Here is a 17,656-nt window from a genome sequence, read left to right as displayed (position 1 = left end):
CTCCAGTTTGCGGATAACCCATTCACCATTTCTCCGGCGGTGGCAAACGCCTCGGTCTCCGGTCAAGACTTGACGGCAACCTTCAGCAATGGCGGTCTGGCGGCCGGCCAGTTGGTGGCGATCACGATCAAGGCCGTCCTTCCGGCCGACACGTCGGCCAACCTGGACGGCTCGACGGTGAACGCCGACCTGCAAGTGACCGCCGACAACACCGATCCGGTCAGAGACACCACCGCAGTGAAGCTGAGCATCCCGCCGGTACTGCGGGTCACCACCAGCAAGGTGGTGAGCCCGACCGCGCTGCAGCCGGCCCTCCCCGGGCGGCCAGTGCGCTACACCCTGACGGCGGCCAACACCTCCAATGTGAGCGTCGACACCGTCCAGCTCGCCGAACCGGCCGACCCGGCCCAGGCGACGCCGTTCGACGTACTGGAGCTCACCGGCATCGAGAGCCTGCAGCCACCTTCGGATGCCGACCGCGTCCAGCTCGACTGGTTCGACGGGACGACCTGGCATGCCGGTACCGCGACCCCGATCCCCAGCGATCCCGGCACGCTGCTGCCGTCGGGCGGCCTGGCCGACATCACCGGGCTCAGGATCAGCTTCACCACGCACGGCTCGCTGGTCGCTCCCGGCTCGTCGGGACGAGTAGTGCTGGCCACCAAGACCCGTGGCACCGCCTTCACCGGCCTGGCCGACGGCGCGTCCCTCACTGTGGCGAACCAGGCAGCTGCCACGGTCAGCTACGCCGGAACGTCCAAGACTGCGACCGACTCGGCGAGTCTCACCTTCAAGAAGTCGCCGGTGAGCGTGCAAATCAGCAAGCAGATTGCCGCCGCCGAGCTGGTCAGCGGCGACTCGACCACCGTGAACCTCACCGCCACCAATGGGTTGGTTCCAGTGCACACGCTGCGGATCGATGAGCCGGCCGCGGCCACCGATCCCGACCTGATCGCCCAGGGCCTGACGTTCTCCGGCTTCGTCACCGGTGCCGGATCTGAGGCCGGCTGGCCCGCAGGCGCAACCTCGGCAGAGGTGACCTACCGCTACGCCGACGACACCACGCAGACGCTCACCAGCACCACTCCGGATACCCTGCCGAGCCCGGCCGAGGGCGCGGTGGTGCGGTCCTTCAGCGTCGTGTTCACCGCTCCCGGCGATGGGATCGACTCACACAGTGCAGCCGTCGTGGTGTTCCGGGTGAAGGCCGGCCAGGTCACCCAGGAGGCCCAGGTCCGCAACACCGCAGCCGCAGTGGCCAGCACCGAGGACACCAGCCTGCCGACCAGCCACGCCACCGAGACCACCAGCGATCAGGTCACCATGCTGCCGCAACGCGTCGCGGCCAGCGCGTCCAAGCGGTTCTCCCGGGCCAGCCTGTGGGCAGCACCAGGGTCGACCATGACCGTGGAACTGGGCGGAGAGGTTGCCCCCTCGTCCACTGTCGGTTCCACTCGACTGAGCCTGACCGACCAGACCCCGGAGTTCTGGCGCCGATTCGACCTGCGGCGCATCGTCTCCACCGACATTCCCGCTGGCTCGACGCTGAAGGTCGAGTACCTCGACGCCGAGTCCGGCACCTGGACGACACTGGCCAGCCAGGCCGGCCCGAAGTCAGGGTGGTCATTCGCGCCGAGCAGCGCATCGGTCGAGCCGGAAGCCATCGCCGGGCTGCGGTTCACCTTCACGGCGACCAACGGCGAGTTGCTGCCGGTCGGCTACACCGTGGCGCCGCGCTTCGAAGTGATGCTGCGTTCCACCCTGCGCGACGACCCGCAGACCTCCACTGACCCGTCCGAGGACCTCGAGGTCACCAATGTGTCCACCGTCGAGGTCGAGAACCCGGAGGCGGCGCAGAGCACCGAGAGCGCCACCTCCCCCACGGCCACGGTGACCCTTCACTCGAGCACCAACGGCGGCGGTTCCGGTGCACCCGACCTGGTGAGCAAGTCATGGCTGACCACCAGCACGATCGACGCGCTGTCCCAGGACCTGCGGACGACCCGACTCAGCTGGGACACCGACGCTCTGCGCATGTCGCGGATGATCATCACCGACGACCCGCGCGGCGCCGAGAACCTGGCCGGCTCCAGCTACGACGCCTTCGACCTGGTGCGGATCCAGCCGATCACCCGCAGCCTGGATCCACTGATCGCCGAGGACAGGGTCAGTGCGGTCGAGCTGTACTACGAGGGCGCCTGGCATTCGGTGACCGACCGGGCGTGCCCGACCAGCAGCGCCTGCGACGGCACCTTCCCCGGCTACACGCTGAGCGCGGACGAGCAGGCCAAGACCCAGAGCATGCGGCTGACCTTCAGCCCCGGTAGCGCCAACACGTCCGGGGCTCTCGCGATCGGCTCCGGCTCGACGCCGAGCCGGCGCATCCAGCTGGACATGCGGCTGCGCAATACGCTGCGTAGCGACCCGTCTCAGTACGTGCTCGGCACCAGCCACCCCTACACCTACAACTCCGGGGATCCCGGGGTGGTGGACAACCAGGTCACGGCGACCGGCGAACTGAGCGTCCCGACCAAGAACGGCGTCGAGTCCTACACCGACGAGGCCTCCGCCGCCGTCACGATCTACGACCGTCCCCTGAATGTGTCGCTGAGCAAGAGCTTCGATCAGGACCTGCTCGGGCTGCCGCAACTGGCGTCCACCGATCAGAGTCAGTACCCGCTGATCACCAGCACACTCACCGCGACCAACACCACCGCCTCGCTGGTCCCCGAGCTGACCCTTGCCGACCCGAACCCACACCTGGGTGATTGGGGCGCCTACAACTACCTGAACCTGTACCAGCTGCGCGGCGGCGAACTGCCCGCCGACCTCGAGCGCGGCCAGGTCAGCGTCGACCTGCAGCACTGGGACGGCACCGCGATCTCCGCCCAGGACGGGCTGAGCCTGGATCAGGCGGAGGCCATGACCCCGGCCGAGCTGGCCGACGTGGTCGGCGTGACCGTCCACTACGGACACTTGGAGAGCCTGCGCGAGCCCTCGGCGAAGCTGATCGACACCGGATCGGTGGCCACCGTGCAGCTCACCTACCAGCTGCGCGCGCGGCTGCGCACCAGCAATGAGCCGGTCGGCCCGATCGCTGCGGTCACCAACACCGCCATCGCCACCATCGTCAGCCCCGGTGGCACCAACGCCAACACCCCGGAGGCCACCGCGAGCGCCAAGTTCGCCATCGCCCAGCCGACCTATGCCGTCGCGGCCGGAAAGACGATCACGCCGGCCAACCGCTACGAAGACGAGTCCAACGAGTACACGGTGGCCCTGTCCGGGCGTCCCAGCGGTACCGCCCGAACCACGCTGCTCACCCTCACCGACGACACCGCGACCTTCTGGAACGCCTTCGACCTCAGCTCGATTCCGGCAGTCGAGGTGCCGGCGCCGGTGAACCAGCTGCAGCTGTCGGTGCTGACCGGCATCGAGTGGTCCTATGACGCCGCGGGCAACGTGCTCGGCTACCAGTGCGCCGGCTCGACGGACCTGTCGGCCTGTTGGCACAGCGGGGACTGGACCTCGGCGAGCAGCGGCAAAGTGACGCTGAGCCTCCCGTCCGGGATCAGCGCCGGCGACGTCCGCGGCGTCCGGATCGGCGCCCGCAGCGTGGACGCCAACCAGCAGGTCGTCCAGTGGGAGCGGCCCGCCTCGCCACGGGTGCAGGTGAACCTCAACGTGACCCGCCGGGCCTCCCTGGTCTATGGCAATGACGGGGGCTCGACCACGGCCGTCCCGACCACTCGTCCGGGGCTGATGACCGCCCCCGGCGAGTCGGTGCAGGGCCAGATCACCAACCGTGTGGTGGCCCAGGCCACCGCCGGCTGGCTGGAGACCGATGCCCCCTACGCGGCGTCGGCGACGAGCACCAGCACCACCTTGCTCAGGCATCGGGTGAACCAGATCTCGATCGAGAAGACGCCGGGCCGGCCCAGCGCCGACGCGCCGGTGCGCGGCTTCGACCTGGGTGAGCCGATCCCCTTCAAGCTGAAGATCACCAACACCGGGCAGTGGAACATCACCGGCCTGCGGCTCCTGGACCAGGTCGGCACCGTCGAGCTGGATCACGGCGTCAGCAGCTCGGCACTGCAGGCGTCCACCGCAGCCGAACCGTTCACCTTCACCGTGGACGGACTGGCGGTCCCCGGTTTCGCGGCATCACTGGACACCGATACCGGCAAGCTGCAGATCACCGTGCCGGAGGGCTTCATCCTGCGACCCGGCGCGGTGCTGTTGATCACCGCGAACCTGAAGTTCCGCGACTACCTGCAAGCCGGAACCATCGTCTCGAACACCGCGACGGTGATCTCCGATCGCCGCTTCGAGACCTGTCAGTACACCGTTGACGGCCTGGCTCAGGAAGAGACCTCCGACGTCGAAGGCTGCACCAGTTCCACCCAGGTCCGGGCTGCCGCATCGACCCCGATGACCGTGACCAAGTCGGTCAAGGGTGTGGCGGCCGGTGACCCGGATGCCACCCAGGCCAATGTCGACGATCTGGGGGTGATCTCCACCGGCAGCAGCACGGCACTGGCCGACTGCGATCAGCCCGACGACGGCTACTACGCCGCTCCCTGCGTGCCGATCACCCGGCCGGGCGGCACCGAACGCTGGCGTCTGTCGATGATCAACGGCGGCAACGTCCTGGCCAACACGATCAGCGCCCTGGACGTCCTGCCCGCCGTCGGCGACACCGGGGTCACCATCGGGACCTCGCGCAAGTCGAAGTTCAGGCCGCTGTTCGCCGGCAACGTCCGGGTGAGCCTGGATGGCTCCGGCTACCGGGTGGCCACGTACTACTCGACGACGGCCGGCTCGCCCTCGTGCAACAAGTCCGACATCCTCAACGACACCAACCCCGACCATGCCGCCAACTGCGGCATCGCCTGGACCCGCTTCGAGAACGCCGACTTCGCCGACCCCACGGGCGCCGACCATGCCCGCGCGGCCAGCGTGAAGGCGATCAAGGTGGTCATCTCCTACGACGATCCGCAGGTCGGCGTCGCTCCCGGTGGAGCCGTGCAGGTGACCTTCGACACGATCACCCCGGCCCACACTGCGCTCACCGATCCGACCACGGTGGAGCCGATCGCGTGGAACTCGGTGGCGGTCGGCTCGCGGACCGCTGAGGTCTCTGCGACGGCGGACACCCCTGCCTACCCGGCTCGCGCTTCACTGATCACTGAGCCGCGAAAGGTCGGTGTGGCGATCGCCAGCGGCAAGCTGAACCTGGCCAAGACGGTGACCGTCCCCGACGGCAGCGCCTGGACCGCTGCCCTGCCGAACTCCTACTCCGGAACGCTGACCTGCTCCGACGATGCCGGCCCGCTCACCCTCTCCGATCCGGCCGCTGGCAGCCTGAGCCTGCCCGTCCCCGGACGAACCGGAACCGGCACCACCGTCGGCTACAACCTCGACGGCTCCAGCAACCTGCCGCTGTTCGCCAGTTGCCGCTTTGACGAGGACTCCGCACAGGGAGCCACCTCCAGCGCAACCTCTGTGATCGCCACCAACAGCTATGCCGACATCGCCAACGTCAGCAATGGCTGGGCCGGTCCGGCTCTGCCCACCCTGGCCGTCACCAACACCTACCGCGATGCCGGGTTCAGCGTCACCAAGACCGTCACCGGCCCGGTGGCCCGCGACGCGGCCGGCCAGCCGGTCTCGTTCAAGGACTTCGGCTACACCGCATCGTGCACGCTCAACGGCACCGAGGTCTTGCCGGCCGTCCAGCGCAGCTTCACTCTGCGCGATGGCGGAACGATGACCTTCGAGCATCTGCCGGCCGGCGCCACCTGCGCGGTGACCGAGCAGGACGTCCGGTCGGCCACCGACACCACCGTCGAGGTCACTGGTGGTAGCCGGCCGGAGACCGACGGGGCAACCGCGCGCTTCAGCCTGGTGGCCGGCGACGCGGAGGCCACCGTGGTCGACTACACCAACCACTTCAGCGTCGGAGCCGTGGAGCTGACCAAGGTCGCCGTCGACCCCACCGGCTTGTGGGATGACGAGGCATTCGCCGCCCAGCTCACCTGTACTCACCCCGATGCGGTGCCCGAGACCGTCTTCGACGGCGAAATCAGCCTGGACAAGTCCGCGCCGGTGAGCGTCACCAACCTGCCCACCGGAGCCAGCTGCACGGTCACCGAGGCGAAGGTTGGCGGAGCCAACTCCAGTGCGATCGTCGGGGGCAGCTTCGTGGTCGGCGACGACCCGTCCGATCCGGCGAAGGTGACCATCACCAACACCTTCACCACCGGCTCGGTGAAGGTCACCAAGACGATTACGGCGAACGGGGCGCCCACCAGCGCCGAGCCGTGGGTCAGCGGCGAGTTCCCGGTCACGTTGAGCTGCACCCGGCAGGTCAACGGCGAGAGCGTGCCGGTCGACGTCCCGCACAACGCCACCCGCACGCTCACCAAGGCCGGCGGATTCACCACCACCTACACCGACCTTCCGACCGGTGCCACCTGCTCCGCGACCGAGGACGGCGCCGGCTCGGTACCCGGCCAGCCCGACCCGACAGTGACCGTCACCGACCCGGTCAGCGTGGGCAATGCCACCACCGCCGCCATCGGGATCACCAACGACTTCCGGGCCGGCAAGCTGCAGATCCACAAGACCCTGTCCGGGGTCGGCGCCGGCTTCTTCAGCTCGGCGAAGTTCGGGGTCAGCTGCACCCTGGACGGCACCACCGTCTTCACCGCATCCAATGTCGCCGTGACCACGCCGAGCCTCGCCTCGTCCGTGATCGGTCCGCTGCCCTTCGGAGCCAGCTGCCAGGTCACCGAGACCGCCACCGGCGGGGCGGACGCCACTCCGGGCGCGAACACCGTCGTGATCACCAAGGACGACGCCGCCTCCGATGTGAACTCCACGAGCTTCGAGAACTACTTCTCGGCCGGCACCGTCACCGTCTCGAAGGTGCTCACCGGGGACGCCGCGGGTGCGTCCTGGGCGACCGGCGCCACCTTCGGTCTGGCCGTGAAGTGCGGCAAGACCGCGACCGGCCCCTACTCCTACGACGGCACCGTCCAGGTGAAGGGTGGCCAGAGCGTCCAGCTGACCGACGGCAATGGGCAGGCCATCCTGTTCCCCTACGGCACCCACTGCTGGGCAAGTGAAACCACCACCAACGGGGCCGTGGACGCCTCGGTGGACAAGGCAGACTTCGATCACGCCGCCCAGGTGCTGGCCTCCCCTGAGGCCGTCCAGAACCTCGGCATCACTGCGACGAACGCGTTCAGCTACGCCGGCTTCACGGTCACCAAGGACGTCGTCACCAGTGGAGCGAAGGACCAGGCCGGCGCCTACCTCACCTACAAGCCCACCTTCACCTTCGCCACCAGCTGTACTTTCAACGGCAGCACGGTGCTCTCCGACACCTTCACGCTGAGCGGCAGCACCTCCAGCGAGACCGGCACCACCCGGTGGGGCGAGAAGACCTACGACCACCTGCCCACCGGAGCCAGCTGCACGGTGACCGAGACCGACACCGGTGCCGCCACCAGCACGGGCATCGTGGTCAAGCGTGCCGGCCAGAGCAATGCCACGGTCAGTGGCGCCACCAGCACCTTCACTCTGGTCAAGGGTGATCCGTCGAACGCCACCGGCGATCCCGCGGCCAACGTCGCAGCCATCACCAACACCTATGGCGTCGGGGCGGTGACCCTCACCAAGGCGCTGGACATCTCGAATGCGGGGCTGCTCAGTGCGGCCAAGGCCTGGGCCTACCAGCCGTTCACGCTTCGACTGACCTGTACCTCTGCGGTCGCCCAGACCGGCGCTGCCAGCTCGACGGTCTACGACGGGACCGTCACTCTCGGCTGGAGCACCAGTGAACTGAGCGGTCTGAGCAGCTCAACCAACAAGAAGTCGTCCACGATCTCGCAGCTGCCCAGCGGGGCGTCCTGCAGTGTCAGCGAGACCGTTGACGGTGGCGCCAACACGACCACCTACACCAACCAGAAGCCCACGGTGGGTGACGGCACCACGGCCACCTCCACGGTGACCAACACCTTCACCCAGGGCATGGCCAAGGTCCAGAAGCTCACCCGGGCCGGAACCACCACCACCTCCAGCGACGTCGCCGGCAAGTTGCCCTGGAGCAGCACCAAGTTCGACGTCACGCTCACCTGCACCCGGGACATCGGCGGGTCGACCGAGACCATCACCAAGTCGGGGACGATCACCGGCGCCAGCAGCCTGTCGTGGTCGATCCCGACGCAGGCCGACTGCACCGTGGCCGAGACCGGCGTGACCTACCCGACCGGCACCCCGACGCAGCCGCCGTACACGGTGGTCGTTCCCAGCAGCCCGACCTCCATCAGCGGTACCGGGACCTACACCCTGAACGTCACCAACTACTTCGGCTACGGAAACCTCAAGGTCTCCAAGTCGGTGGACGGGGACGGCGCCACCCGCTGGGGTGGCGGCACCTTCACTTTCGGCGTGACCTGCACATTGCCACTCAACGGCACGCCGACCACGGTGTTCAGCAAGAGCGACGTGACCGCCAAGCGGGCCAACACCGAAAGCACCTTCGCCTCCGCGGTGGTCGGCCCGGTCCCGGTGGGATCGGCCTGCACGGTGACCGAGACCAATGCCGCCGGCGCGATCCACACAACGCCGGCCAGCGTCAGCCTCGACCCGATCGACAATGTGCTCGACGGTGGCAGCACCAAGACCGCCGCGTTCACCAACACCTTCTCGCTGACCGGCTTCACGGTGACCAAGACTGTCGACAACGGCGGCGCCAAGGACACCAATGGGCTGGGCGTGAAGTACACCCCCAGCTACGGCTTCAGCGCCTCGTGCACCTACAACAACGGGCTCACCTCCACCGCGACCGCGCTGGCCACGAGCACGTTCTCGCTGAAGGACGGGGAGTCCAAGACCTTCACCGATCTCCCGGCCGGCGCCAACTGCACGGTCAGCGAGACCAATGCCGCCAACGCCGCCTCGACGGACTGGACGATCACCAAGAACCAGACGGTCTCCGATTCGGCCACCGGCTCCACCTCGACCAGGTCGTTCACCCTGGTCCGGGCCACCGGCGACCTGAACGACCCCGGCGCCAACGTGGCTGCCTTCACCAACCGCTACACCACCGGCAAGCTGAACATCACCAAGACCACCGACGGTGCCGGCAAGGGCACCTGGGACGGCGGCACCTTCACGCTGCGGGCGGTGTGCACCCTGGCCGGAGCCACCGACAATGCCGGCAACGCGACCATCCTCGACGTCACCAAGCAGCTCACTGCCGGACAGTCGTGGCTGATCGAGGATCTGCCCAACCGGGCCAGCTGTGTGATCACTGAGCCGAAGTCGGCCGGAGCCAACCAGCAGTCCTTCACGGTCGGGTCGACCACCACCAGCAGCCAGGGCACTGCCCTCATCGGCAATGGCACCACCGGCCAGGTGGCAGTGAGCAACACCTTCCACACCGGAACCGTTCGGGTCCAGAAGTCGCTGGTGGTCGAAGGTGGCAACACCACGGCCGAGCCGTGGGCCAGCACCGGCTTCCCGATGACACTGGCCTGCACCAAGGATCTAAACGACGACGGGATCGCCGAGTCGATTCCGGTCACCGACGCCACCAAGACGATCGTCGGCGCCGGCCACGTGGAGTGGTCCGGCCTGCCCGAGGGCGCCTCCTGCGCGGCGACCGAGGGGACGGTGCAGTACCCCACCGACACCCCCGACCAGCCGCAGCTGAGCTCCACCAGCTACTCCGATCCCGTGGTGGTCGGCAACGCCGAGACCCGGACCCAGACCGTCACCAATGAGTTCGGCTACGGCCACGTCCAGATCACCAAGAAGCTCGCCGGTGAGGCCGCGGCGGCATGGGGCGGCGCTCCGTACAGCTTCGACGTCACCTGCACCCTGGCCGGCAGCCAAGGAAACGTCTTCGAGGCCAAGGACGTCACCTTGCAGCGCTCGGGCGACCAGACCGAGTTCAGCTCGGCCCTGCTCGGCCCGATCCCGCAGGGCGCGATCTGCACGGTGACCGAGACCGACAAGGGATGGGCCACCACGAGTTCGGCCCAGGCCGGGCCGGATCTGCAGAGCTCGGGCAGCTCTGTCGACGGCAGCTGGGCCACTCTGAAGCCGGTTGAGGCCGACGCGACCCGCACCGCCGTGATCGTCAACGACTTCACCTTCTCCGGCTTCAGCGTCACCAAGCTGGTCACCAGCGATGCAGTGGACGCCGCCGGCCAGCCGATCGCCTACACCGGCAGCTACGCCTTCACGGCGTCCTGCACGATCGGCGGCACCGAGTTCCTCACCCCCGAGCAGCGCAGCTTCACCCTGGCCGCCAACGGCACCAAGGAGTTCGGCGAGCTGCCCACTGGAGCCGAGTGCACCGTCCGTGAGACCGACGCTCGCGGTGCCGCCGGCACCGCGGTGCGAACCGTCCAAGACGAGGACAGCGTCGACACCGGCACCACCAGCACCGACTTCACGCTGGTGCATCGTGCCGACACTGCGTCCGCCTCTGCGGTGACCTTCACCAACCGCTACACCACCGGCGGACTGGACATCACCAAGGCCACTCAGGGCGATGGCAAGACCGCCTGGGGCACCGGCAAGTTCACTGTGCGCGCCCAGTGCACCTTCGATGCCGACGCCGACGCGTCGAGCCCCGAGGTGACCGTGTTCGACGACACCAGGTCGCTGAGCGCGGGCCAGAACTGGGAGCTCCGCAATCTGCCCACCGGTGCTCACTGCGCGATCAGTGAGGCCAAGAACGGCGGCGCCAACGCCACCACCATCGACCTGCCCAACCCGACCATAGGGACCGGCAACCAGGTCGTGACGGTGACTAACACCTTCAACACCGGCTCGGTGAAGCTGACCAAGGCCATCACCGCCAACGGCACCAACGCGGCCGGGCTGGCCCCGTGGTCGACCGGAAGCTTCCCGGTGACGCTGACCTGCACCAAGGACCTCAACAACGACGGCGTCGCCGAGGACCTGGACCTGGACGCCCGGCTCGGTGCGGGCTTCGCGGCCAAGACGATCACCGGCGCCGGCCACGTCCAATGGGACGGCCTGCCGCAGGGCGCCAGCTGCACGGTGGTCGAGGGAACCTCGAGTGTCACCGACCAGCCGCAGCCCACCGCCAGCGTCGGCTCGGCGACCGTCGGAGACGGCACCGTCGCACAGCTGAACCTGACCAATGCCTTCGCCGCCGGCAAACTGGTGATCCACAAGGAAATCACCGGCGCCGCCAACACCACCTGGGGCACCGGCCCGTTCCGTTTCGACGTGTCTTGCACCCAGGACGGCTTCGGATCGGTGTTCAGCGCCACCGGAATCACGCTCACTCCGACCGCGGGGCAGACCAGCCTGGACTCGGCGCCGCTGGGGCCGATCCCGTTCGGCTCGACCTGCGCGGTGACCGAGTCTTCGGCAGCCGGAGCCACCGACACCACGTCCCCGGATCACCTGACCATCACCGAGAACGCCGAGACGGCGAACGTGACCACGGCGAGCTTCACCAACCAGTTCGACTATGCCGGGTTCACGGTGACCAAGCAGGTCTCCTCGTCCGCCAAGAACGCCGCCGGCGCGGCGATCACCTACAAGGCGGCCGCCTTCACTGCGAGCTGCACGTTCAAGGGCGCGGAGGTGCTCAGCAACGCGGCCGACCGCAGCTTCACCCTGGCCGCCGGCGCGTCGCGGACCTTCAGCAACCTGCCCACCGGCGCCCAGTGCACGGTGGCCGAGACCAACAGCCGCAGTGCGGCCGGCACCGATGTGCGATTCCAGTCCGGCAGCACTGACACGACCAGCGCCGCGACCACAAAGGCCTTCACCCTGGTCAGCGGGGACGCAACCGCAACCCGGCTCACCTTCACCAACAAGTACACGACCGGCTCGGTGAAGATCACCAAGTCGGTGGCCGGCTCCGGCGCGGCCCTGTGGGGCACCGGGACGTTCACGGCGAACCTGACCTGCACCCTGGCCGATGCCAGTAGCAGCACCGTCTACAGCGCCACCCAGGACCTGGCCGCTGGCCAGAGCTGGACGGTGCCCGATCTGGTCAGCTCGGCGAGCTGCACTGTCTCGGAGCCGAAGACCGGCGGCGGCAACAGCAAGACGATCAGTCCGACCACGTTCACCGTGGGCACGAGCGAGCAGGCGGTCAGCCTGACCAACACCTTCACCCTCGGTGCGGTGACGGTGGCCAAGGCCCTGACCGTGAACGGGACCAGCACCACGGCCAGCCCATGGACGTCCGGTAGCTACCAGGTGAAGCTCGCCTGTACCCGTCCCTACAACGGCTCCAGCGTGGCGATCGACATCCCCGGTGACTCCTTCCCGCTCGGGGACAGCCAAGACGGCGTCCGCACCATCAGCGGCAACGGCCAGGCCCGTTACGACAACCTGCCCACCGGAGCCAGCTGTTCGGCCACCGAGGTCTCCTCGAGCCCGACGGCGCAGTCCACATCGATCAGCGCGGGCGTGACCGTCGGCAACAACCCGTCGACTCCGCAGTCGATCACCGTCACCAACGACTTCCATACCCGGACCATGACCATCCGCAAGCAGCTGGAGGGCGCCGGACAGGCATCCTTCGGTGACGGACCGTTCCGGTTCGACGTGTCCTGCACCATGCCGGTCGCCGGCACCAGCACCACCGTCTTCGAGCAGTCCGGGATCTCGCTGCGACGCACCAGCGCCACCGACACTGTGCTGAACTCCGCCGCGATCGGCCCGATCCCGGTCGGAGCAGCCTGCCAGGTCAGCGAAGTGGACTCCGGCAAGGCCGACTTCACTCCTGATCCGGTCACGATCACGATCGACGACACCGCTTCGGCCAACGTGGCAGGCCTGACCAACCAGTTCAGCGCCGGCACGGTCTACCTCAGTAAGGCTCTGTCCGGCGCAGCCGCCGCCGAGCCCTGGGCCACCGAGGCTGAGTTCGGAGTGCAGGTCAGCTGTGAGGCCCTGATCGGCGATGCCCGCACCCCGGTGTTCTCCCGGCAGCTCACCATCCGCGGCGGCCAGCGGGTGAACGTCACCGATGCCGACGGCGCCCCGTCCCGGGTCCCGCTGGGCAGCCACTGCTGGGCCACCGAGACCGACTCGAAGTCGGCTACGTCCAGCGCGGTCGACCGACATGACTGGGACACCGCTGCCGTCGTCACCGCAGGCACCCCGCAGACCCTGCAAAGCCTCGACCTGAGCGTCACCAACTCCTTCGAGTACGCCGGGTTCACCGTCACCAACACCGTCGACAACGGCGGCGCCAAGGACCCCGAAAAGGACGTGGCGCACACCGGCACCTTCGACTACACCGCTCGCTGTGAGCTCAACGGGACGACCGTCTGGTCCAGCACCTTCAGCCTGACTCACCAGGCCAATGGCGAGTGGACCAGCCGCTCCTTCACCGGCTTGCCGGCCGGGGCCTCGTGCACCCTCACTCAGGTCGGTAGCGCCGGTGCCGCCGGCACCGCAGTCACGGTGACTCAGGACGGCGGCACGCCGACGTCCGCCAAGAGCACCGAGACCACCGTCACTCTGGTGCGCGGCTCCGGGATGTTCGGTGCCGACGACCCGGCCGTGAACCGGGTGGACTTCACCAACAGCTACCGCACCGGTTCCCTGGAAGTGACCAAGCTGCTCGCCGGCGCCGGAGCGGACGCCTGGGGCACCACCGAGTTCTCGGTGGACGTGCGGTGCACCGCCGACCTGGACGCGGATCCCGAGACCGACCCGCAGCCGGTGTTCCAGGCCAGCAACACGCTGAGCAAGGACTCCCCGGTCTGGCTGATCGACAAGCTGGTGGCCGGATCGAGCTGCCGGCTCACCGAGACCGCCTGGGGTGGAGCCACGAGCCATCCCGAGCCGCAGACCGTGACCATCGCCGCCGACAGCACCACTCGGGCCAGCATCACCAACACCTTCGCTGCCGGCACCGTCCGGGTGAGCAAGGCGTTCACCGTGGACGGCTCTGCCCCCGGCGACGACTGGGCCACCCAGCTGGACGCTGCGCAGGCCACGGTGATCCTGAGCTGCACCCGTCAGGTCAACGGCGAGGACGTCGAGCTCGAGGTGCCCGGCGGAGCCGAACGCACGTTGAATGCCGACAACCAGTTCCGCGCCGACTACACCGGGCTGCCGACCGGAGCCTCCTGTGAGGTCACCGAGACGGCGTCCAGCCCGGCCGCCAACGGCGTGGGCTTCTCCCCCGCGGCACGCACGACGGTGCCGTCCAGCGGGGTCACCGAGGTGACGGTCACCAACGACTATCACACCGGTTCACTCACCATCACCAAGGCATTGGCCGGACCCGGTGCGGCCTACGGCAAGGGCCCGTTCACCTTCGCCGCCAGCTGCACGCTGCCTGGCCTGGACGAGCCGGTCTACACCAACGACAAGATCTCGCTGACCGACGAGCATCCGACCTCGGCCACGCTCGGCCCGATCCCGGTCGGCGCCACCTGTCAGGTGCGCGAGACCGATGCCGGCGGGGCCACCGAGCCCGCCGACCCGGCCGAGGTGACGATTCCGGATCGTCCGGACAGCGGCAATGCGGCCAGCCTGACCATGACCAATGTGTTCGCGGTCGGGTCGCTGACCATCACCAAGACCGTCGATGCCGGCGATGCGCGCGATGCCAACGGCCTGCCGATCAGCTACCCGGGCGGCTACGGCTTCACTGCCTCCTGCACCTATCGGGACCAGGGCAACCTGCTGGCCCCCGCCGATCGATCCTTCGGTCTGGCCAACGGCGAGACCCGGACGTTCTCCGGGCTGCCGCTGGGGGCGCAGTGCACCGTGCAGGAGAGCGCACCGGGACGGAACTCGGTTGTGCAGGTGGCGGTCGGGACCGCCGAGCCCACGTCGTCCGATACGGCCGAAGCCGGCATCTCAGCCACCCCCGGCAGCCTGGAGTTCATCGACAGGTACGGCTCCGGAGCAGCCACGATCACCAAGAGGCTGACCGGCGACGGCGCCACCGCCTGGGGCAACCAGACCTTCATCCTGCACACCCGCTGCACTCTGGACACCGACCAGGACGATGACACCGCTCCGGCCGTGGTCTACGACGGCACCGACGAGGTCAGCAAGGCCGAGCCGGTCTGGCAGCTGTCCCGGCTTGCCGGCGGAGCGGACTGCACGGTGACCGAGACCGGCACCGGCGGCGCAACCACGGCAGCCGAGCCGGCCACGTTCCGGGTCAGCACCGGGACGGCCACGCCGACCGCCATCAGCATGGTGAACGACTTCCAGCTGGGTTCGGTCCGGGTCAGCAAGGCCATCATGGTGGACGGCACCAGCTCGTCCGCGCAGCCCTACGCCGGCGGGGACTACCGCGTGGCCCTGTCCTGCACGCGGATCGTCAACGGCGACTCCGTGGCAATCGACATCCCCGGAGGCAGCGAGCGCACCATCACCGGCTCCGGCTCGGCCACCTACACCGGGCTGCCCGCAGGCGCGTCCTGCTCGGTGCGAGAGGTCGCCTCCGACTTCGCTCTGCCTGCCGGGCAGGTCGAGATCAGCCAGCCCGACCCGGTCCCGGCCGGCGACGTGGCACAGGCCCGGGTCACCAACGACTTCCACACCGGCCTGCTGACGATCACCAAGAAGCTGACCGGTGAGGGGGCGCCGGATTGGGCCAATGCCGACTCGGTGTTCTCGGTCAGCTGCTCGCTGACCGATGCTGAGGATCACGCCCACTCGGTGTTCTCGGCCGACAAGATCACCTTGTCCCGCGACACCAGCCTGGTCAGCGATCCGCTCGGTCCGATCCCGGTCGGTGCGGACTGCACGGTCACCGAGACCGGCACCGGCGGCGCATCGCAGCCTGCCGCGGCCGCGTCCATTCGGATCGCCGACACCGACGAGAATGCCGTGACGATGACCAACGAGTTCGGACTGGGCTCCATCACCGCTGCGGTCGAGGTCCAACTGGACGGAGTGCCGACCACTGCCACCCCGTTCGCCTCGGCGAAGTTCACCGCGCAGCTCAGCTGTGAGCGGCTGGTCAACGGCACCTGGACGCCGATCTCGGTGCCCGGCGGCAACACCGTCGAGCTCACCGGCGCCGACTCGTTCACCTTCACCGGCCTGCCGCTCGGCGCCCGGTGCAGTCTGGAGCAGACCGATGCCAGCCTGACGCCACAGGCACTCAGCTACCGCACGGCCGACACGGCGACGGCCGGACCGGTGAGTGTCGGTGCCACGCCGGCGACCATCACCGCCATCGACGACTACCACACCCGGCCGCTGGTCGTGCAGAAGTCGGTGACCGGCGACGGGGCGTCCGACTTCGCCACCTACCCGTTCGGCTTCTCGGTCTCCTGCACGCTGGACGAGCGGGGGGTGGACGAGCCGTGGCTGGTCTACCGCAATGATCAGCTGAGCCTCTCGACGGCCACCGGCCTGACCAGCTCCGAGCTGGGACCGATCCCGGTCGGCGCGCACTGCACGGTCAGCGAGTCCGCTACCGGCGGTGCCACCCAGGCAGGCGAGCCGGCGAACCTGACCATCGCCGCGACCGGAGCCAACACCGCGCAGCTGACCAACGACTTCGCCACCGGCTCGGTCCGAGTGACCAAGCACCTGCTGGTCGACGGACAGCCGAGCCGATCCGAGCCGTTCGTGAGCGGTACCTACACCGTGCGGCTGAGCTGCTCGCAGCAGGTGGACGGGCAGACCAAGACCGTGGCGATCCCGGGCGGGGACACTCGGACCATCACCGGCGACGGAACCGCGGAGTTCGCGGCGGTTCCGCGGGGTGCGTCCTGCGCCATCAGCGAGTCGGCCAGCTCCTTGGCCGTCGCATCGGACGAGATCGGCATCGACCAGCCCACCTTCACCGTCGGCGCCGACCCGGTCGAGGTGAATGTGACCAATGCCTTCCACACCAGCAGTCTGCGGCTGGTCGCCGACTTCACCGGAGTGGGAGCCGGCCGCTTCGCCAAGCCGATCACCGCTCAGGTGGACTGCACCCTGGCTGGGGCCTCCGGCAGCGTGTTCTCCACCACGGTCACGATCACGCCGGTGCCCGGTCAGAGTTCGGCCAGCAGTCCGGTGCTCGGTCCGATCCCGGTCGGGGCGCACTGCACAGTGCGTCCGCTGTCGGCCGAGGGTGCCAACGCTCTGCCCAGCAGCGTCGAGGTGACCGGCGAGCAGGGGACGGTGGCGGTGGCCGGGATCGCGGCGGAGTACTCCGCAGGCGAGCTCACGGTGACCAAGAAGCTCACTGGCCCCGGCGCGGTGGCCGCACGCGGGAAGACCTTCACCATGCAGGTCACCTGCCAGCGCGAGGGCACCACGGTTGCAGAAGGTGCCCTGAAGATCACCGGGGCCGGCTCGGCCACCCTGAACGACGCCGAGGGCAACCCCGTGCTGCTCCCGGCCGGCACTCAGTGCTGGGCCCGGGAGACGGATCGGGGCGGTGCGATCACCGTCCGCATCGATCACGACTCCCCCGCCACCGCCGTCTCGGTGACGGCCGACTCGCCGAACACCATGCAGCAGCTCGCGGTCTCGGTGACCAACGAGTTCGCGGGATCCGGCCTGGCCTACACCGGCAACTCGATCGGCTGGTGGGTGCCGGCCGCCGGTCTGCTCAGCATCGGACTGGGCAGCCTGCTGATCCGGCGTCGCCGGCGGGCATAGCGGTCTCGGA

At 68.7% G+C, this 17,656-nt stretch carries 1 protein-coding gene; it reads left to right on the top strand.

Annotation, left to right across the window (positions count from 1 at the left end):
• Positions 1 to 69 precede the first annotated feature (69 nt).
• On the top strand, positions 70 to 17,646 hold the full coding sequence (locus ATK74_RS03285; protein WP_143483546.1) for a DUF5979 domain-containing protein: 17,577 nt from the start codon (positions 70 to 72) through the stop codon (positions 17,644 to 17,646).
• The last annotated feature ends 10 nt before the right edge of the window (positions 17,647 to 17,656 follow it).

Source organism: Propionicimonas paludicola (genome assembly GCF_002563675.1).
In the GTDB taxonomy this organism is placed as follows: Bacteria; Actinomycetota; Actinomycetes; order Propionibacteriales; family Propionibacteriaceae; genus Propionicimonas; species Propionicimonas paludicola.
The sequence above is the reverse complement of the archived record's forward strand: the minus strand, read 5'-3'. Positions and strand labels throughout refer to the sequence as shown.